The following is an 18,472-nucleotide window of genomic DNA, read 5'->3' as shown; positions in this document are numbered from 1 at the left end:
GCTACCGCAGGTCAAGTTACCGACGGGTCGCAACCGAGTGGAGTCGAACGTACGGGCGTTTTCCGGTGCTGCCCATCCCGGGGTCGCGCCCGCTCACTCAGGGTCACCCTGGTGAAACCGCCCCGCGCGGGGCCGCGCCCCTCTACCGTGCCCTGAGGTGATGGGCACGGCACCGGAGGGCGGGGCGGATGAACGAGGACGAAGACATGCGGCTGGCGGGGATGACGCCGGAGATCTCGCGCCGCACCCTCACCATGCTGCGCGGCCTCGCGGGCCTCGAACCCCCCGAGCAGGTCCCCGAGGAGGCCATGGTCGTCGCCGACGCGATCCTGGCGGAGTACGGCACCGACGGACTGCGGGTGCTGGTGATGACCCTCGCCGCCTGGGCGACGGCCCAGATCGAGAACGTCGCCGAGCTGAGCGGGCGCAGCCACGAGGCGGTGCTGGACGCGATGGAGCTGGCCTGCCTGGAGGCGAATGCCGAGGACTAGGGCCTATTGACCTGAGCCGAAAGACAGGCTCTGGGCGGGCTCGGACCGGGTTCCGGAAGAAACACTGCCCGGCCCGGCCGCGATCGGGCGGGGGTCGGCGACACTGGGGAGAGCAGGAGCGTCGCGGGGGGTCGTGATCGGAGGCCGTCGTGAGCACACCTTCCCCCATCCGGATCGCTGCCGTCCTGTCCACGGAGCACCGTGGACGGCTGATGTCCCAGGCCCGCGAGGTCAATTTCCCAGAGGGTGCGCGGATCTTCGACGAAGGCAAGCGGGCGGATTCCTTCTGGATCGTGCGCTCCGGCACGGTGACCCTGGAGGTCCCCGTGGCGGGCCGCAGGCCCGCGACCGTGGAGAACCTCGGCCCCGGTGAGCTGGTGGGCTGGTCCTGGCTGTTCCCGCCGTACGTGTGGCAGCTCGGCGCGGAGGCGATGACGCCGGTGCGCGCGTACGAGTTCGACGCGGCGACCGTACGGATGCTCATGGACGCCGATCCCGCCTTCGGGTCCGCGATCGGGCACTGGGTCGGGCGCGTCCTCGCGCTGCGGCTCCAGCAGACGCGCACCCGGCTCCTGGAGCTGTACGCCCCCCGCCTGAGCGCGGCGGGGTAGCTCCCGGCAGCCGCACGGGCGGCGGGCCCGCTCCCCCGGTCGGGGGGCGCGGGCCCGGCAGCCGTGTCCGGCGGCGGCTTGGACACCTCCGGGTCGCGCACACCTGGTCGCGCACGCCTAGTCGCGTACGCCGGCCAGCCCCACCGCCCGGCGCCGCAGGGACAGCGCGGCCGGGACGACCGCGGAGACCACCGCCAGGGCCGCGCAGGCGCCGACCGTGGTGCCGAGGACGTCCCACGGGATCACGATGGCGCTCCGGACGTCCAGGAGGCCCAGGGCCGCCCAGATCCCGGTCAGATTGAGGACGGCGACCAGGGAGCCGACGACCGCGCCGACGAGGACGACCATCAGGGACTCGCCCGCCACCAGCCGCAGCACCTGCCCGTGGGTGGCGCCGGCCAGCCGCAGCGTCGCGAATTCACGGGCCCGGTCGGTGGTGGCCATGACGAGGGTGTTGGCGAGCCCGATGCCGGTGTAGAGCAGGGCGATGCCGAGGACCAGCAGGAAGCCCAGCCGGGTGGTCCGCTTGGTCTGGGGGTAACTGGCCTCCACCCACTGGTCCTTGGTGAGGACCCGGCCCCCGGCCTGCCCGGCGGCCCGGGCCAGTCCGGAACCGACCGCGCGGGCGTCCGCGCCGGGGGCGAGCCGTACGTCGATCCGGTCCACCGTCGCGCCGGGGGCGTTGGCCTCGGTGACGTAGGCCCCGTTGTTGCCGGTGCCGATGCTCATCACGGCGGCGATCCGCAGGGCCTTGCGGGTGCCGTCCCCGAGCCAGACCTCCACGGTGGCTCCGACGGTGTGCCGCTCCCATTCCTCGGTGACGATGACGGAGCCGTCGTCGAGATCGGTCACCTTGCCCGCCGTGAGGGGCAGTTCGGCGGTCCGGGCGAGTGCCGCCGGGTCGACGGCGCGGGCTTCGGAGCGGATCAGCGCCACGCCCTCCTCCAGGACGTGGACGGCCGTCCCGGCGGTGGCGGAGACCTCGGTGCCGGGCACGGCCCGGATCCGGTCGACGGCCGCCCGGTCGAAGCCGCCCGCGCCGCCCGTGATCACGAAGTCGGCGGTGCTCTGCCGCCGGAACTCCGTGGCCTTGGCTTCGTTCAGGGTGGCGGTGGTGCCGAGCAGGGATCCGGCGAGGGCGACGGTGACGAGGACGGGTGCGGCGATGGCGGCCGTACGGCGCAGGCCCGCCGCCGCGTTCTCGCGGATCAGCATCCCGCCGGCGCCGGGCAGTTGGGCCGGCAGCCACGCGATCAGCCGGACCAGCGGCCGGACCAGCACCGGCGCGAGCAGCGCGAAGGCCACGATGAACAGCATGGGGCGGCTGGTGTACGTCTTGCGGTGGAGGAGGTCGGACGGGTCGGTGAGCAGGGCGTACGCGAGGGTGCCGAGGCCGGTCAGGAGCAGTCCGGCGCCGAAGACCCAGCGGCCCGGGGTCATGGTCCTCGTCTCGGCGGCGGCTTCGCGCAGCGCCTCGGTGGGCCCGACCCGGCCCGCTCGCCAGGAGGCGGCGACGACCCCGGCGAGGGCGACCAACAGGCCGGTCCAGAAGGCCAGGTGGAAGGGCCAGGTGGCATCGCCGATGGCGAACCAGTGCGGTGCGATGCCGTCGTCCACGGTGTACCGGGCGAGCACGGGCGCCCCGTACGCCCCCAGGACGCAGCCCGCGGCGGAGGCCGCCACCCCGAGGATCAGCGCCTCGGCGAGCACCATGCGGCGGATCTGTCCCGGGGTGGCGCCGGCGGTGCGCAGGAGGGCGAACTCCTTGCGGCGCTGGGCGACCGCGAAGGCGAAGGTGGAGGCGACGACGAACACCGACACGAAGCCGGTGACCCCGCCGGAGGTGCCGAGCATGGCGTTGACGGCGAGCAGGGCCTCGCCGCCCCGCTCCGGGTCGGGGTCGGCGTGGCGGCGGTCCCGGTCGGTCAGCACCCGTACGTCGGCGTCCTGGCCCGCGGCGGCCCCTACGGCGGCGCGCACGGCGGCCGGGTCGGCCTCGACGACGAGCTGGTCGATGGCGGGCGACAGCCCGGCGGCGCGGGCGTCGGTCCAGAAGACGGCGTCCTCGAAGCCCAGGTCGGTGACGGTGCCGACCACGGTGACGGGGCCGTGGTCGGTGGTCAGCCGGTCGCCGGGCCGGGCCCAGCCGGTGGTGACCACCTCGTCGTCGGTCCGCGGGGCGCGGCCCGCGTCGAGGGCGTACGGGGCGAAGGCCGCGACCGACCACGGGTGGCCGACGAGTTGCTTCGGCCCGCCTCGGGCGCGGACGGGGAAGGAGCGGTCCTCGGTGGTCCGGCCGAGGCCGGCCAGCCGCCGGGCGAGTTCGGGGGCGACGGGCTTGGGGTGGGGCAGCTTGCGGGTGCGGTCCCCGATCGGGCTCGGGACGCGGAGGGTGTCCTCGCCCTTGACGACGACGGGGGCCTGGGCGAATCGTTCCGGCCGGCTCTCCGGGGCGTCCAGGGTGGCGGCGAGCCCGAGGCCCATGGTCGCGATCAGGCCGACGCCGAGGGCCAGTGCGACGAAGCTTCCGACGAGGGTGACCCAGCGCACGCGCAGGGTGCGCAGGGCGATGCTCAGCACGGCGCGGCCTCCAGCCTGGTCATGCGGGCGGCGATGTCCTGGGCGTGCGCGCCGGTGAGTTCGCCGTTCAGGCGGCCGTCGGCGAGGAAGACGACGCGGTCGGCGTAGGAGGCGGCCACCGGGTCGTGGGTGACCATGACCACCGTCTGGCGCTCGGTGTCGACCATGTCCCGGAGCATGGTGAGCACCTCGCGGCCGGTCCGGGAGTCCAGGGCGCCGGTGGGCTCGTCACCGAAGAGCACCTCGGGGCGGGTGATGAGGGCCTTCGCCAGGGCCACCCGCTGCTGCTGACCGCCGGACATCTCCGCGGGCCGGTGCCGGGCGCGTTCGCCCAGGCCGACCCGGGCCAGCACCTCCCGGACCTCGGTCTTGGCGGGGCGGCGGCCCGCCAGCCGCAGCGGCAGGGCGACGTTCTGCTCGGCGGTCAAGGCGGGCAGCAGGTTGAAGGCCTGGAAGACGAAGCCGATCCGGTCCCGGCGCAGCAGGGTCAGCCGGGTCTCGCTGAGCCCGGTGATGTCGGCGCCTGCGACGCTCACGCTGCCCGAGGTGGGCCGGTCGAGCCCTGCCGCGCACTGCAGGAGGGTGGACTTGCCCGAGCCGGACGGGCCCATGACGGCGGTGAAGGTGCCCTTGGGGAAGCGGAGGGAGACCTGGTCGAGGGCGGTGACGGCGTGGTCGCCGTGACCGTACACCTTGCTGATGCCCCTGAGGTGGATCGCGTCGTTTTGCATGCCTCGACTCAACCGTCGCGGGCGTCCCGCCGCAGCGGGGCTGGACCGTGTTCCGGGGGTATGGCCGGCCCTACCCCGGGAGGGGTTACAGGCCCATCGCGGCCGGATGCAAAGGTTTCGGGGATGTCTCCCGGTCGGTGTTCGGCCGATTCGGCGGCTCGCTCCCGCACAGGTCAGCCCCTCCCGCACGGCTGCGGTCTGCACTCATCCGTACACGATCGGTGACGAAAAATCGGGGTCCGAACGGGCGTTCACGCTCCGCTTGAGCAAGACTCTGTCCGCTATCCGAAACAACAACCCAAGGGAGTGTTCGAAATGCGGTCCATCACCAGGGGTCTCGGGCTCGGTTCCGCCGCCATGGCGCTCACCGCGCTCACCGCGCTGGCCTGGCCCGGCGCGGCCGGCGCCACACCGGCCGGTACGGAGAGCCTCTACTCGCCCTCCTCGCTCGTGCTCGGCGTGACGGCCGGGCCGGACGCCGACACCGGTACGGTGCTGCGCGCGGTCACGCTCGTCTGCGCGCCGAAGCCCGGCGGAACGCACCCGAACCCGGTCGCCGCGTGCGCCGAATTACGCGCGAGCGGCTCGGAGTTGGACCAGCTCGCCGAACCGGCCGCCGACGCCCCGTGTACCAGGGAGTGGAACCCGATGACGGTGACGGCCGACGGGGTGTGGCAGGGCCGACGGCTCAACTACACGTACACCTACGCCAATCCGTGCGGCAAGCGGAACGTCACGGGCGTGCTGTTCGACTTCTGACCCCGCACGGTCCGGCGGGCCGGGCGGCGCCGTGCGACCGCCGTCCGGCTCACAGGGGTTGCTCCCGTCCATGTTGATCCAACACCCCTGTGTGCTCAGCCCAGTTCGAGACTTGTCACTCCGAAGAACTCGGTGAGCGCGAGCTCCGGGGCCGGGCCGGTGTACATCCGGGCGGTCTCGAAGGCCGGGGTCAGGCCCAGACCCTCGAACAGTGCGGCGGCTCCCGGGTTCGCGTCCGGCGCGTCCACGGACACCAGGCCGCCGGGCGCGTGCTGCGCGAGGCGGCGCAGCAGGGCGGCGGCCACCTGCGGGGTGGCCGCGTACAGCGGGCCGATCCGGTGGGCGGCACTGGACGGGCGGACCACGCCGAGTCCCTCGATCCGGCCGTCGCGGACGGCGGCCAGCGTCGTGCGGCCGGGCAGCCCGGTCCAGGCGGACAGGAACGCGTCACGCGACTCGGGGAAGAACCGCCGGTCGTAGGCGGCGAGCACGCCGAAGGGCAGCGAGGCCGCGTCCACGATCTCGGCCCCGCCGTCGTCCTCCCCCTGCGGGGCGCCCTCATAGCGGATGTTGTTCCAAGCCGGAAGGAAGCCGGACTTGCGGTAGTTGTCCTGCTGGGCGACGACCCCGTCCAGGCCGACGAGGCGCCCGTCGAGCCGTTCCATCGCGGTGCGCCAGAGCCGGATCCCGTACCCCTGGCCGCGGAAGTCCGGGCGGGCGATGTAGAAGCCGATGAACCCGAAATCGGCGCCGTACCGCACGGCGGAGATGCACGCCACCGGTTCGCCGTCGAGCCGGCCGACGAGGAAGCCCTCCGGGTCGGCGACCGCGAACGCGAAGCGGTCCGAGTCCCCCGGGTTCCAGCCCTCCTCGTCGGCCCAGGAACGGATCATCTCCATGTCGGCGGCGCTCGCACCGGTGATCTTGAATGCTGTCATGACCGGTGTTGTAGCAGACCGTCAGGAGCCGGGAGGGGCCTGCGCCGGACGGCTTTCAGCCCGCGCAGATCACGTCGTCCAGCCGGATGGGCTGCGTGTCGAGGCGTACGTACGCGGTGAAGGTGTCGGTCTCGCCGGAGGCCCAGTGGGTGGTGACCGTGGCCCAGCCGACCGCGGCCGTCTGGGCGACGGTGACCGGGCCGATGCCGATGTCCTGCGGTTCGTTCTGGGCACAGAGCAGGACGTCGGCCTCCGTATACACCTGCTGTCTGTCCTTGAGGACCTCGGAGACGTAGTGCTGCCGGTCGTGCGCGGAGGGGCCGTGGTCACCGTAGAAGCGGGTGAGGAAGCGGCTGATCTGGTCGGCGCTGTGGCCCCCTGCCGCGAGGGCGGGAGAGGGCGACATGACCGGCAGCGCGAGCACGGTCAGCAGGAGGGCGCCGAGGGTGTGCGGCTTGAGCATCATGTCCGGTTTGTACCCGCCTGACCCGCCCGCCGGGAGGGCTCGGCCCGGATCTCACTCCTGTGGGGGGCGCGATTCACCGCAGAAACGACCCTCCCGCCCCCTTACGGCAGGGGCGCGGAAATGGGGTCGCGGGCGTGCGACGCCCGTACGTAGGGTCGGTGCATGGGGAAGCCACTTGTCGCAGTGTTCACCGGGGCCGGGATGTCCACCGACTCCGGAATTCCGGACTACCGGGGGCCGCAGGGCCTGTGGCGGCGGGAGCCCGACGCCGAGAAGCTCGTGACGTACGAGTACTACATGGCCGATCCGGAGATCCGGCGCCGGTCCTGGCTGATGCGGGCCGAGCTCGGCGCGCTGGACCCGCGGCCGAACGCCGCGCACCTGGCCGTGGCCGAGCTGGAGCGCGGCGGCACGCCGGTCCGGGTCATCACCCAGAACGTGGACGGGCTGCACCAGCTCGCCGGGATGCCCGCACGCAAGGTGTTCGAGCTGCACGGCACCGCCCGGTCGGTGGTGTGCACCGCCTGTCACGCCCGGTCGGGCATGGACGAGGCGCTGGTCCGGGTCGCCGCCGGGGAGCCGGATCCCGCCTGCGTGGTGTGCGGCGGGATCCTCAAGGCGGCGACCGTGATGTTCGGCGAGCGGCTCGACCCCGAGGTACTGGGACAGGCGATGGCCGTGGCCAAGGGGTGCCAGGTCTTCATCGCCGTCGGGTCGACCTTGCAGGTGCAGCCCGCCGCCTCGCTGGCCGGGATGGCCGCGGAGGCCGGGGCCAGGCTGATCATCGTGAACGCGCAGGAGACCCCGTACGACCCGGTCGCCGACGAGATCGTCCGCGAGCCGATCGGGACGGCCCTCCCGGCGCTCCTGGCCCGGATCGCGGCCGATCGGTCCGAGTAGGGGTGCCTAGGCCCCGTCGGCCGCCCGGCGCATCTCCGCCACGTCCAGCTTCTTCATCGTCATCATGGCGGCCATGGCCCGGGAGGCCCGCTCCGGGTCCGGGTCGGCGACCGCGTCGATGGCGCCCGGCGGGATGACCTGCCAGGACAGCCCGAACTTGTCCTTGACCCAGCCGCAGGCGGACTCCTCGCCTCCGTCCTTCGTCAGCGTGTCGTAGTAGTAGTCCGACTCGGACACGTCGTCGCAGTGGATCTGGAAGGAGATCGCCTCGGAGAAGTGGAACTGCGGTCCGCCGTTGAGGCCGACGAACTTCTGGCCGTTGATCTCGAACTCGACGACCATCACCGATCCGGTCGGCCCGGGGCCCGCCTCCGGGTAGCGGGCGATCCGGCCGAGCTTGCCGTCCTTGAAGACGGACAGGTAGTAGTCGGCGGCCGCTTCCGCATTGCCGTCGAACCACAGACACGTGGTGAAACCGTTGCCGCTCATGGCTGCCTCCAGGCGAGTGCGTGGGTACGTCCCTCACATACAGACCGGCCCCGGGCCCGAAATTCATCGGTGGGCCCGGGGCCGGTCTGTGTTCAGCCTGGAATTCGCTCGTACGGTCTACTGCGCGGGCGCCGCGCCCATGCCGAGCATCCGGTCGACGACGCGCTCGGTGGCGCCGCCGTCGTCCAGGTCGCAGAACTCGGCGCGGAACGCCGCCCGTGCCGCGGCGTACTCCGCACCGACCGCGTCCGCGTTGCGCACGGCCTCGATCAGGGCGGCCGAGTCCGCGAGCAGCGGTCCGGGCGCCTTCTCCTCCAGGTCGAAGTTGAAGCCGCGCAGCGTGCCGCGGTAGTGCGCCAGGTCGTACGTGAAGAGCAGGATCGGCCGGTCCGTGAGCGCGAAGTCGAACATCGCGGAGGAGTAGTCCGAGATCAGCACGTCGGCGACCAGCAGCAGGTCGGCGGCGTCGGGCCAGCGGGACACGTCGACGACGAAGCCGTCGCGGACGCCGTCGCGGACCTGCTCGGTGACGTGGTGGTGGCCGCGGATCAGCAGGACGTGGTCCTCGCCCAGCTCGCGGCGGGCCTGGTCCAGGTCGATCCGCAGGTCGAGCTTGTAGCCGCCCGACCAGCCCTCGCAGTTCTCGCGCCACGTGGGCATGTAGAGGACGACCTTCTTGCCCTCGGGCAGGCCGAGCCGGCGCCGGACCTCCGCGATCCGCTGCGCGTCGGGCCGTACGAGCGCGTCCGTACGCGGGCTGCCCGCCTCGATGACCTCGCCGTCGTAGCCGAGGGCGCGCTTGAGGAGGGGCGTGGCGTAGGAGCTCGGGGAGGCCAGCAGGGACCACTGGGCGCTGTCGTGCTCCAGGCCCTCGAGGATCTCCGGGCTCGTGTAGTAGTCGTGCACGAAGTCGTGGCCGATCTGCTTGATCGGCGTACCGTGCCACGTCTGGACGACGACCTGGCCGGAGCGGCGCGCGAAGCGCCGCGGCACGTTGTCGTTGGTCACGTAGTAGCGGGCCCGGGCCAGTACCTCCCAGGACTCCACGCTGCCGTACTGCACGGCGCGCGCCGTCGCCGGGACCTCGGTGCGGCCGTCACGGACCAGCCAGATGTGCTCCAGCTTCTCGCCGCGGCGCACCAGCTCCTCGTGGATGGCGCGGGGCGAGTCGCCGGCGCCGTGCCCCTGGAAGGTGTCGTAGACGACCATGTCCTTGACCGGCAGGGCGCGCTGCGCCGGGTAGGTCTCGAAACGGGCGACGCGCTGGGCGAAGTGGGAGCGGTCGTGCGGGCTGATCATCGGGTCGGCGACCAGCACCATGCGGTCGTGGAAGCGGGTCTCGACCCGCATCCGGCGGCCCTGCGTGGTGAAGGCGTGCGGTCCCGCGAAGAGCAGGCCGGGGCCCATCTGTACGGGGGCTCCGCGGTCGACGCCGAGCAGGCCGGCGGTGGTTCCGCCCTGGGCGGCCGGGCGCAGCGTGGGCCACCAGCGGCCCTCGGGGAGCGTGGTGCGACCGGCGTACGCCTCGGGCAGCATCGGCGCGAAGGTGGTCTCGAAGCGGTCGCCGTCGCGGGTGACGGGGTAGCTGAACTCCACGCCGTGCGCGTTGTGCAGGACCAGCTCGTACGGCTCGTCGGTCGGCGCGACGAAGCGGCCCCGCAGGCTGAGGGTGCCGTCCTCGGCGGAGACCTCGTCGATCAGCGGCGGCGAGGGCTGCACGGAGAGGGTGAGGTGTCCGGTGTTGCCGCGCTTGGCGAAGAGGGCACGGTCCGTGTCCTCGCCGGGCAGGGCCAGGACCAAGCCTTCGAAGCCGCCGCGCTCGTCGTGGGCCAGGCGGTGCTCGGTGCCGTCGGCGCCGATGACGGAGAGGCTCCACGGCTCGGGGGTCCACTCGCCGGGCTCGCACTCGGCGTCCGGTACGGCGGCCAGCTCGGCCAGCGGTACGCGGGCGCTGAACGGGATCCGGCCGGCGTCGGCCGCGCCGGTCTCCAGCGGGAAGCCGAGGGTGGTGCCGGTGGTGACGTGCACGGCCCGCAGCGCGGTGGCGGCGCCGACCTCGGCGGAGAGTTCGCCGGTGATCAGGGCGGCGTCGTCACCGGCGGGGCGGACGTCCAGCGCGCGGGCGCGGGCGATCTCCACCTGGATGGTGAGGGCGCCGGCCACGGCCGGGATGATCCGGACGTCGGGGGCCACCCAGTACGGGGGCGGGTTCTGGCCGGTGTCGTGCTCGCCGCCCCTGAGGCGGGCGCGGTGCAGGCCGCCGGCTCCGGTGACGGCGATGGAGGTGGTCCATATTCCCTCGTGCCACTTGCCGCCCGACTGGAAGATCGAGGGGTCGACGACGGCGGTGAAGCCGGCCCAGTCGGCGTGCCGCAGGGCGAGGTGCGGGGACTTCACGGTGGCCATGGGAGAGGCGACCGTACGCGCGCTGACCACGGAGCGGCGGCGCTTGCCGCCCTCGCGGAAGACCAGCATCTTGCGCGAGCCGAGGCGGCTCTCCGCACCGAGGTGGCCGGGGAGGGCGTAGCCGCGCAGCAGCAGCTTGCCGTCGGCCCAGGCCGCCTGCTCCAGGCGGCTGACGACGCGGCGCTCGCGCGGGCCGAGGGTGAGGATCTTGGCGGGGACCGGCGGGCGGCCCTGGAGGAAGGGGTAGTCCGCCTGCGGGCGGGCGAGGCCCTTGACCGGCACGCTGTAGTGGTAGTCGCGCTGGTGGTCCTGGAGCGCGATGAAGTCCTCGACGCGGCCTTCGCCGGCCAGGTAGGCCTTGAGGCGGTCGGCGACGGTCAGGTCGGACCAGGGGCCGGTGCCGATCTCCCGGATGAGGCCGCCGACCTCCTTGACGAACGCGGCGCGGAAGTCCGGGCCGCCCTCACCGACGTACTTGTAGATGAGCGGGAGTTCCTCGCTCAGCACGTTGTAGTCGTAGTCGCGCAGGTAGCGGGCGTACTTGGCGCCCTGCTTGGCCTTGAGGGACTCGCGGACCAGGCGCACGGAGGTGACCCGGTCGATGAGGGAGACCGGGTCGGTGGAGCGCTGGGTGATGGAGCGCTCGCCGGTCTCGCGGACACGCCAGTGGTAGACGCAGTCGCTGATGATGTCGACGCTGGAGGCGAAGTAGTGCGCGGGGATGCTGACCGGGGCGTCCTCGTAGAGGATGCCCTCCGGGTACTGGAAGCCGTGCTCGTCCCAGAAGGTGCGCCGGTAGACCTTGTTCCACGCGGTGCGGTCGGTGACCAGCGCCGGGAACTTGGAGATGTGGGTCTTCAGCTGCGTCTTGGCGAAGGCGGCCCGGTGGCCCCACGACTGCTGCATGCCGACGGAGCGGAAACGCTTCACGTTGCCGCCGGCGAAGTCCGAGCCCGTCTCGTCGAGCGCTTCGATGAGCCGCTGGTAGGCGTAGTCGGGCATGGTGTCGTCACTGTCGACGAAGGCCAGGTACTCGCTGTCCTTGTCGGCGTGACGGGCGCCCACGTTGCGGGCGGCGCCGAGGCCGGCGTTCTCCTGCATGACGACGCGGAACCGCTTGTCCCGGGCGGCGAAGGCCTTGGCGAGGACGGCGCTGTTGTCCGTGGACCCGTCGTCCACGAGGATGACCTCGAAGTCCTCGAAGGTCTGAGCGGCGATGGATTCCAGGCACTCGTCGAGGTAGAGCTCGACGTTGTAGACGGGGACGACGATGCTCAGGCGCGGGGGCATGGGTGGCGGTATCTCCAGCGTTTTATGCTTTATCGATGATCAGCTGCTCACAGCATCTTACTCTGTAACAGAGTCATAAAGTCCGCCCATATGGGGCATACGCAGCTGATCGCCGGGGCGGACGGCAAAGAATTCAGCCGTCCGCCACCTCGACGATGCGGTTCGACGCGGCCCGGCCGGGCCCGGCCGACCCGTCCGGAGGTCTCTCAGACCTCCAGCTCGGATTCGATCTTCTTCAGTTGATGGCGGGCCATCGCGAGGTTGGACCGCTTCTTGTCGAGGGCCAGGTAGAGGAAGAAGCCGGACGTGCCGCGCCCCTTGAGGAGCCGGATCAGGTGGTACTGGCCGCCGAGGGTGATCAGGATGTCCTCGATCTCGTCCTTGATCCCGAGCATCTCCATCGTGCGGACCTTGGCGCGCACCACGTCCGTGTTGCCCGCGGCGGCGACCGCGAGGTCGAGGTCCTTGCCGCCGCCCACGGTGCCGAGGGCCATGCCGCTGCCGTAGTCGACCAGGGCGGCGCCGAGCGCGCCCTCGATGGTGGTGGTGGCTTCCTTGAGCGCGGTCTCCACATTGACCATGAGATGTTCCTCTTTCTCGTTTCGCTGTAGCTGGCTGTGCCTGGCGTCGGATGGCTGAGGAGCCGGTACGCGGCTCACGCGGGCGCGGGGTCGGCGCCCCGCCGCCCGAGGGTGTGGTCGATCAGTTCGGCTATGCGCAGGCTGGAGCGCCGGGCTTCCAGGTGCAGGCGCCCGACGTTGACGCGCGGCTCCGCCGTCAGTGTGAGAACGGCCACCAGACCGGCCGCGTAGGTGGCGACGTATCCGTCCTCACCCCGTACGAGCAGTTCGCGGAACGCGCCCTGCCCGGTGCAGTCGCTGAGCCGCTGGGCCACCCCGAGGGCGGCCGCGGTCAGTGCGGCCACGGATTCGACCTCGGTCGCGGCGCTGTCCTGGGCGAGGACGAAGCCGTCGGCGCTCGCGGCGAGCGCGCCGGTGAGCTGGGGTACCCGGGCCCGCAGCCTGCGGAGCTCGGCGAGTATCTCGGCCTCCGCCTCGGGGGGCACCGTACTCATGTCGGCCGTCCTCAATTCGGGCCGCCTCCTCTCGGGCTGCCTCCGCTCGGAGCGGTCGGCGCGCAGGGCCGGTCGCAGCGGGAGCCTCACAGGCTTGCCTCCAGTGCGTCGCGTAACCGGCGGAGCAGCGCCACGTCCGGGGATTGGGCCTGGGTCATCCAGTCGGGCAGGGGATCCGCGACCGGCGGCGGGGCCGGCGCGTGCGGGGTCTCGACCAGTCCGGCCGCCGCGAGGCGCCGTACGTCGAGCAGCGTGTGGAAGGCGGGCCGGCCCAGCACCCACGCGAGGTCCGCCGGGGTGCGTACGCCATCGGCCTGGTGCAGCAGGAGCCGCTGCCGGGCGGTGACCGTCTGGCCCGGCGCGGCCGCCCGGGGCACCACCGGGGCGGTGTCCAGCAGGGGGTAGGGCCAGACCGCGTCGAGCAGTTCCCGGCGGCGGCAGGTCTCCCGCTCGACGGCGGCGGCCGGGACGGAGCGCACGGAGCCGATCCAGTGGGTGGCCCCGCGGCGGAACCGGGAGGGCCCGCTGCCCGGGGAGAGGGCGAAGAACGCGGCGTCGAAGATCGCGGCGAGATGGCATATCTCCAGCTCGCCGCCGGCGAGACCGCCGCTGTCCACGAGGAAGCGCGCGACCTGGCGGCGGGCGCCGGCCCGGTCCACGGCCTCGCGCCAGCGCTCGGGGGCGAGGCCGCCGCCGGTGGTGAGCAGGACGTCTAGGCCGGGGGTGGCCGGGCTCTCGGCGTGCACGATGCGGCCGCCCTCCAGGAAGAGGGTGCCGCGGTCGCGGAGCAGGGCGCCGGTGGCCCGCTCGGCGGCGAGCCGGGTCAGGAGGGGGGAGACTGCGGCGAACGGGTTCGGCGCGGTGGCCGGGGCGGTCATCTGAGCACCAGCCCCTCGGCCAGGACGCGGAGTCTGTGACGGGCGAGGGCGAGGTTGCCCTCGGTGCGGTCGAGCCACAGGTGCAGGAAGACGCTGCTGTCGAAGCTCGTCTCGACGAAGCGCAGCACGTGGTAGCCGGTGCGGGTGGTGACGATCAGGTCCTCGACGGGCGGGCCGGCCGCGTCAGCGCCCGAGGGCGCGGTGGTCGCGGGGGCGAAGGACTCGTATTCGGCGGCCGCCCGGGCCAGCTCGGCGGTCTCGGCGGCGGTGGTCTCGTGGTCGCCCACGGGCGATTCCCCGGCGGTGCCGAGGGCCAGTCCGCTGCTCCAGTCGACCAGCGCGGCCCCCCGCGCACCAGGCAGGGCCATGGCTTCGAGCAGGCATTCGTCGATCCCGGGCACGCGGGCTCCCCTCCCGGCCGGACGTGCTGTTTGCACGGTCTACGGCGCGACAGGAGGGAACTTACTCAACTTCCGCAGTGCGAAAAGGCGTTCTGGCATTTTCCGCTGGAACATGCCACGAACCGCGTGAGAGCTTGGCCGGAACGCGTCGGAATTTGATCACGAAGCGAGCGGAAGATCGTCCGCGAGACGGAAGGAGCCGCCCTCGCGCTGGACGTAGCCCTCGTGGCTGAGGGTGCGCAGCAGGTGGTAGACGGTGGGCAGGGGGATCCCGGTGATCCGGGAGAGCCGCTTGGCCGTCGCCCCTCCTTCCGCGTGCATCGCCTCCACGAGGCGCAGCGCGCGCTGAACGGAACCGATCAGGGTGGGCGTGGTGTCCTTCTGACTGTGGTCTGTTCTCATGAGTGGTCCCCCTGCTCCGGTACGAGGCCTGGCCGATCCATCAAAGTCGTTTACAGGCCGCAAAACCAGCAGACTCGCGTAAACCTGAGCATAAGATCACCGGATCCCGGCCCTCCCCGGTCAGCCAACGGACCGCTCCGGGAGGAGGCGTTCGACCATCGCCTCGATGAGCCCCTCCACCGGGTGGGACTCCAGCAGGGCCGGCGCGGTCAGGTCGTCCACGATCAGACCCAGCATCGCGAGGTACAGCAGGACCACTCCCTGCCGGTCCCCCGGCAGGCCCGCCTCCAGGTGCCAGGCGATGTTCGCTTCGAGCTCCGCGCCCTGGAAACCGGCCAGCTCCGCCTGGAGTTCGGGGCGCCGGGTGCCCTCCAGTCGCAGTTCCAGCATCGCGATGTGCACACTGCGCTCGCGCCGCATCCGGTCCATGAGCTGGCCGAGCAGCACCTTGGTGTCCAGCGGCCCCGCCAGGTCCGCCGGGTCCGGGACCAGCCGCTCCCGGGTGCGGTGCAGGATCTGCACGAGCAGTTGGGCCCGGTTGGCGAAGTAGTTCGAGGCGGTGCCGGTGGGCACGCCCGCCTCCGCGTCCACCGCGCGCAGCGTCAGGCCGCGCGATCCCTCGCGTGCCAGGACTTCGATGGCGGCGTCGAGCAGTGCGGCGCGGCGCTGCGGGTTCTGGCGCATGACGGGTCCCTCGGGGTGATGCGGCACCTCACGGTGAGCACTACAAGTGCAGTGCTCACCTCACGGTAGCGGACGCGCCCGTTCCCGCACCCTTCCCCACCGTCCCCGGGCCACCGCCCCCTCCCCAGCGCCCCCTCCCCCGTGTCAGGCTGCCCGCCATGGAGCGGATCATCGAGGAGATACGCGAGGACCTGTCCCGCCGGATCGCCGTGGCGGCGGACCGGCTCGCCGACCGGACGCTGGCCGAGGACCCCGCGTACGCCGCCCTGCTCGGCCGGGCCGAGCTGCGCGAGCGGATCCACCACCACCTCCGCCAAGCCGTCGAGGGTCTGGTCCGCAGCTCGCGCGGCCTCCCGCCGGAGCTCGCCGACGCCCGGGCCGTCGGCGAGCTGCGGGCCGAGCAGGGGTTGCCGCTCGGCTCCCTGCTGCGCACCTACCGCCGCGGCGGCCGCGCGCTCTGGCAGAGCCTCACCGAAGCCGTGGCCGCGCACGACCGGGCCGCGCTGCCCCGGCTGCTCCCGGGCGCGAGCGCACTGTGGGACGTACTGGACCAGATGACGGACGCCGTGACCGAGTCGTACCGCCGGACGGAAGCCGCGCACACCGACCGGGAGCGGGAGCGCCGGGCGGCCCTGCTGGACCTGCTGCTGGACGGTACGGCCACCACGGACGGGCCGACGGCCGCGCAGGCCGCGGCGCAGCTGGGCCTGCCGGAACGCGGCCGGTTCGCGGTGGTCGTGGTGGCTTCCGGCGGCGCGGCCGCGGCCGCTCGTACCGACGCCCGCACGGCCACGCGTACGGGCGGCCGTACGGCCACGGGCCCGGCAGCCGGGAGCCCCGGCGCCGCCTCCGCTCCGCGCGTGCTGTGGCGGATCCGCGCCGACGGGGAGAGCGGCCTCGTGGAGCTCGGCCACCATCCGCTGGAGTCCGTACGGGAACTGCTCGCGCCCCTCGGCGTACGCGCCGGGGTCGGCCCGGTCGTCGGGGCGGCGGCCGAGCTGGCCGGGGCGCACCGGCTGGCCGTCCTCGCCCTGCGGACCGTTCCCGAGTCCGGCGGCCCGCGCACCGCACTGCTGGACGAGGGGCTGCCGGCGGCGCTGGTCGCCGCCCAGGACGAACTCGCGGGCCGGCTGCGGCAGGTGGTGCTGGGCCCGGTGCTCGCGCTGCCCGCGGAGGACCGGCGGGTGCTCCTGACCACCCTGGGCATCTGGCTGGCCTGCCAGGGCTCGACGACGTACGCCGCGCAGCGGCTGTACTGCCACCGCAACACCGTCTCCAACCGGCTGCGCCGCCTGGAGCAGCTCACCGGCCGCTCCCTCTCCGACCCGCGGCACGTGGTGGAACTGGCGCTGGCGCACGCGGCGGTGATCCAGCGGGGCACCGGGGAACCGCCGGGGCCTAACCCTCCTGCCGCGCCGGCTCCACGGGTCGCGCCGACTCCAGCAGGAACGGCACGTCGATCACCGCGACGTCGGGCGTGAACAGCAGCCGCGCCTTCAGCCGCAGCGCGTTCTGGTTGTGCAGGGGCTGCTCCCACCAGTGGCCCACCACGTACTCCGGGATCACCACCGACAGCACGTCGGTGGCCGAGTCGGTGGCCAGCTCCTCGACGTGGGCCAGGATCGGGCCCACCACCTCGCGGTACGGCGAGTGGAGGATCTTCAGCGGAAGACCGGGATCGTGCTCGGCCCACGCCTCGCGCAACCGGGCCGCGTCCGCCTCGTCGGCGGCGACGGTGACCGCCGTCAGCGTGTCGGGGCGCAGCGCCTGCGCGTAGCCGATGGCCTTGAGCGTCGGGGCGTGCACCGCGGAGACGAGGACCAGGACGTGGTGGCGGGCCGGCTTGCGCGGTGTGGCGTCGGGGGCGACGGCGACTTGGCGGGCGACCTGGTCGTAGTGGCGGCGTACGCCCTTCATGCCGAGGAAGAGCAGCGGCATCGCGATGACGACCAGCCAGGCCCCGTGCGTGAACTTGGTGATCAGGACGATGACCAGGACCAGTGCGGTCAGGGTGGCGCCGACGGCGTTGATGGCGAGCCTGCGGTGGATGTGGACCCGTTCCTCGCGCGGGGTGGCGGGGGAGGCGAGCTCCCTCCTCCAGTGCCGGACCATGCCCGCCTGGGAGAGGGTGAAGGAGACGAAGACGCCGATGATGTAGAGCTGGATGAGGCGGGTCAGTTGGGCGTCGAAGGCGACGATGAGGGCGATCGCGGCGAGGGCCAGGAGCACGACGCCGTTGGAGTAGACGAGCCGGTCGCCGCGGTTGAAGAGCTGGCGGGGCGCGTAGCGGTCCTTGGCCAGGATCGAGGCGAGCATCGGGAAGCCGTTGAAGGCGGTGTTCGCGGCGAGGACCAGCACGCCGGCGGTGACGGCCTGGAGCAGGTAGAAGAGGAAGTGCCAGCTGCCGAAGGTGGCGCGGCCGATCTGGGCGAGGGCGGTGGACATCGGGGTGCCGGGGGCCAGGCCCAGTTCGGTGGGGTCGGCCGCGACGTGGACCTTGTAGGACATGGCGAGGGCGGTGATGCCCACGAACATCGTCACCGAGAGCACGCCCATCGCGGCGAGGGTGGTCGCCGCGTTCTTGGCCTTGGGCTTCTGGAAGGCGGGTACGCCGTTGCTGATCGCCTCGACGCCGGTGAGGGCGGTACAGCCGGAGGCGAAGGCGCGCATCGTGAGGAGCACGAGGGCGAGTCCGGTGTAGGTGCCGGCGTCGGTGATGGGGAGGTGGGAGGACTCGGCGCGGATGGTGTCGCCGGTGGCCAGCCGGACCGCGGCGCAGGCGAACATGAGGTAGATGACCAGGACGAAGCCGTAGGTGGGGATGGCGAAGATCCGGCCCGACTCGCGTACGCCGCGCAGGTTCATCAGGGTCAGCAGCACCACGAAGCCGACCGACAGGGCCACTTCGTGGTCGCTCAGGGAGGGGATCGCGGAGGTGATGGCGGAGACGCCGGAGACCACGGAGACGGCGACGGTCATCACGTAGTCGACGAGCAGGGCGCTGGCGGCGGTCAGGGCGGCGCTCTGCCCGAGGTTCTCGGAGCTGACGACGTAGGCGCCGCCACCGCCCGGGTAGGCGTGGCAGGTCTGCCGGTACGAGGCGACGACCACCACGAGCAGGAAGACGATGGCCGCGGCCGCGTACCAGGTGAGGTGGAGCAGTGCGACGCCGCCGAGGGCGAGGATCAGCAGGATCTCCTCGGTGGCGTAGGCCACCGAGGAGAGCGGGTCGCTGCAGAAGATCGGCAGGGCGAGCCGCTTGGGCAGCAGGGTCTCGCCCAGGCGCGAGGTGTCGAGGGGCTCGCCCACCAGCACGCGTTTCGCATTGATACGCCTCATTGGGGCATGATCACGTACATTCCGCGCGATTC

At 72.6% G+C, this 18,472-nt stretch carries 18 protein-coding genes; 5 read left to right on the top strand and 13 right to left on the bottom strand.

Annotation, left to right across the window (positions count from 1 at the left end; all coding sequences use genetic code 11):
• The first annotated feature begins 188 nt into the window (after window positions 1-188).
• Window positions 189-491: a hypothetical protein gene (locus tag ACZ45T_RS36780; RefSeq protein WP_468448504.1), complete on the top strand. Its 303-nt coding sequence runs from the start codon at window positions 189-191 to the stop codon at window positions 489-491.
• 149 nt (window positions 492-640) lie between these two features.
• Complete coding sequence (locus tag ACZ45T_RS36775; RefSeq protein ID WP_468448503.1) at window positions 641-1,102, top strand: Crp/Fnr family transcriptional regulator; 462 nt, start codon at window positions 641-643, stop codon at window positions 1,100-1,102.
• 117 nt (window positions 1,103-1,219) lie between these two features.
• Here the strand turns inward: ACZ45T_RS36775 and ACZ45T_RS36770 are convergent, their stop codons facing one another.
• Window positions 1,220-3,682 carry an FtsX-like permease family protein gene (locus ACZ45T_RS36770; protein WP_468448502.1) on the bottom strand — a complete coding sequence of 821 codons (2,463 nt, stop codon included), beginning with the start codon at window positions 3,680-3,682 and terminating at the stop codon, window positions 1,220-1,222.
• Window positions 3,676-4,413, bottom strand: coding sequence for an ABC transporter ATP-binding protein (locus tag ACZ45T_RS36765; RefSeq protein WP_468448501.1), 738 nt, complete (start codon window positions 4,411-4,413; stop codon window positions 3,676-3,678). Before ACZ45T_RS36765 ends, ACZ45T_RS36770 begins: the two co-directional genes overlap by 7 nt.
• A 315-nt stretch (window positions 4,414-4,728) precedes the next feature.
• Between ACZ45T_RS36765 and ACZ45T_RS36760 the strand changes: the two genes are divergently transcribed.
• Complete coding sequence (locus ACZ45T_RS36760) at window positions 4,729-5,172, top strand: subtilase-type protease inhibitor (protein WP_468448500.1); 444 nt, start codon at window positions 4,729-4,731, stop codon at window positions 5,170-5,172.
• A gap of 95 nt (window positions 5,173-5,267) precedes the next feature.
• Here ACZ45T_RS36760 and ACZ45T_RS36755 read toward each other — a convergent pair whose 3' ends face one another.
• A complete protein-coding gene (locus ACZ45T_RS36755; RefSeq protein ID WP_468448499.1) occupies window positions 5,268-6,110 on the bottom strand; it encodes a GNAT family N-acetyltransferase in 843 nt (280 codons plus the stop codon).
• Window positions 6,111-6,165: 55 nt separating this feature from the next.
• Entirely contained in the window at window positions 6,166-6,576 is a 411-nt protein-coding gene (locus ACZ45T_RS36750; protein WP_468448498.1) for a hypothetical protein, read from the bottom strand.
• Window positions 6,577-6,738: 162 nt separating this feature from the next.
• On the opposite strand from ACZ45T_RS36750, the gene ACZ45T_RS36745 reads away from it, so the two are divergent.
• Window positions 6,739-7,476: an SIR2 family NAD-dependent protein deacylase gene (locus ACZ45T_RS36745; protein WP_468448497.1), complete on the top strand. Its 738-nt coding sequence runs from the start codon at window positions 6,739-6,741 to the stop codon at window positions 7,474-7,476.
• Window positions 7,477-7,482: 6 nt separating this feature from the next.
• Here the strand turns inward: ACZ45T_RS36745 and ACZ45T_RS36740 are convergent, their stop codons facing one another.
• The 8 genes from ACZ45T_RS36740 to ACZ45T_RS36705 form a co-directional block, all read right to left on the bottom strand.
• Complete coding sequence (locus ACZ45T_RS36740; protein WP_468448496.1) at window positions 7,483-7,965, bottom strand: VOC family protein; 483 nt, start codon at window positions 7,963-7,965, stop codon at window positions 7,483-7,485.
• A 117-nt stretch (window positions 7,966-8,082) separates the two neighbouring features.
• The gene (locus ACZ45T_RS36735) at window positions 8,083-11,661 is read right to left on the bottom strand and encodes a bifunctional glycosyltransferase/CDP-glycerol:glycerophosphate glycerophosphotransferase (protein WP_468448495.1); all 3,579 of its coding nucleotides are present in this window, start codon (window positions 11,659-11,661) and stop codon (window positions 8,083-8,085) included.
• 206 nt (window positions 11,662-11,867) lie between these two features.
• Window positions 11,868-12,242 carry a hypothetical protein gene (locus ACZ45T_RS36730; RefSeq protein WP_468448494.1) on the bottom strand — a complete coding sequence of 125 codons (375 nt, stop codon included), beginning with the start codon at window positions 12,240-12,242 and terminating at the stop codon, window positions 11,868-11,870.
• A gap of 74 nt (window positions 12,243-12,316) precedes the next feature.
• On the bottom strand, window positions 12,317-12,736 hold the full coding sequence (locus tag ACZ45T_RS36725; RefSeq protein ID WP_468448493.1) for a roadblock/LC7 domain-containing protein: 420 nt from the start codon (window positions 12,734-12,736) through the stop codon (window positions 12,317-12,319).
• 86 nt (window positions 12,737-12,822) lie between these two features.
• Window positions 12,823-13,614: a transcriptional regulator gene (locus ACZ45T_RS36720; protein ID WP_468448492.1), complete on the bottom strand. Its 792-nt coding sequence runs from the start codon at window positions 13,612-13,614 to the stop codon at window positions 12,823-12,825.
• The gene (locus ACZ45T_RS36715; protein ID WP_468448491.1) at window positions 13,611-14,015 is read right to left on the bottom strand and encodes a hypothetical protein; all 405 of its coding nucleotides are present in this window, start codon (window positions 14,013-14,015) and stop codon (window positions 13,611-13,613) included. The genes ACZ45T_RS36720 and ACZ45T_RS36715 overlap by 4 nt, the downstream gene beginning before the upstream one ends.
• A gap of 159 nt (window positions 14,016-14,174) precedes the next feature.
• Complete coding sequence (locus ACZ45T_RS36710; protein ID WP_468448490.1) at window positions 14,175-14,417, bottom strand: helix-turn-helix domain-containing protein; 243 nt, start codon at window positions 14,415-14,417, stop codon at window positions 14,175-14,177.
• Between the two features lie 120 nt (window positions 14,418-14,537).
• A complete protein-coding gene (locus tag ACZ45T_RS36705) occupies window positions 14,538-15,101 on the bottom strand; it encodes a TetR/AcrR family transcriptional regulator (protein WP_468448489.1) in 564 nt (187 codons plus the stop codon).
• Between the two features lie 158 nt (window positions 15,102-15,259).
• Here ACZ45T_RS36705 and ACZ45T_RS36700 point away from each other — a divergent pair, with 158 nt between their 5' ends.
• Window positions 15,260-16,582 carry a PucR family transcriptional regulator gene (locus ACZ45T_RS36700; RefSeq protein ID WP_468448488.1) on the top strand — a complete coding sequence of 441 codons (1,323 nt, stop codon included), beginning with the start codon at window positions 15,260-15,262 and terminating at the stop codon, window positions 16,580-16,582.
• On the opposite strand, the gene ACZ45T_RS36695 is transcribed toward ACZ45T_RS36700, so the two are convergent.
• Window positions 16,500-18,440, bottom strand: coding sequence for an APC family permease (locus tag ACZ45T_RS36695; protein WP_468448487.1), 1,941 nt, complete (start codon window positions 18,438-18,440; stop codon window positions 16,500-16,502). The genes ACZ45T_RS36700 and ACZ45T_RS36695 overlap by 83 nt on opposite strands.
• Window positions 18,441-18,472 lie beyond the last annotated feature (32 nt).

The organism is Streptomyces sp. NPDC030995, assembly GCF_055571215.1.
The sequence above is the reverse complement of the archived record's forward strand: the minus strand, read 5'-3'. Positions and strand labels throughout refer to the sequence as shown.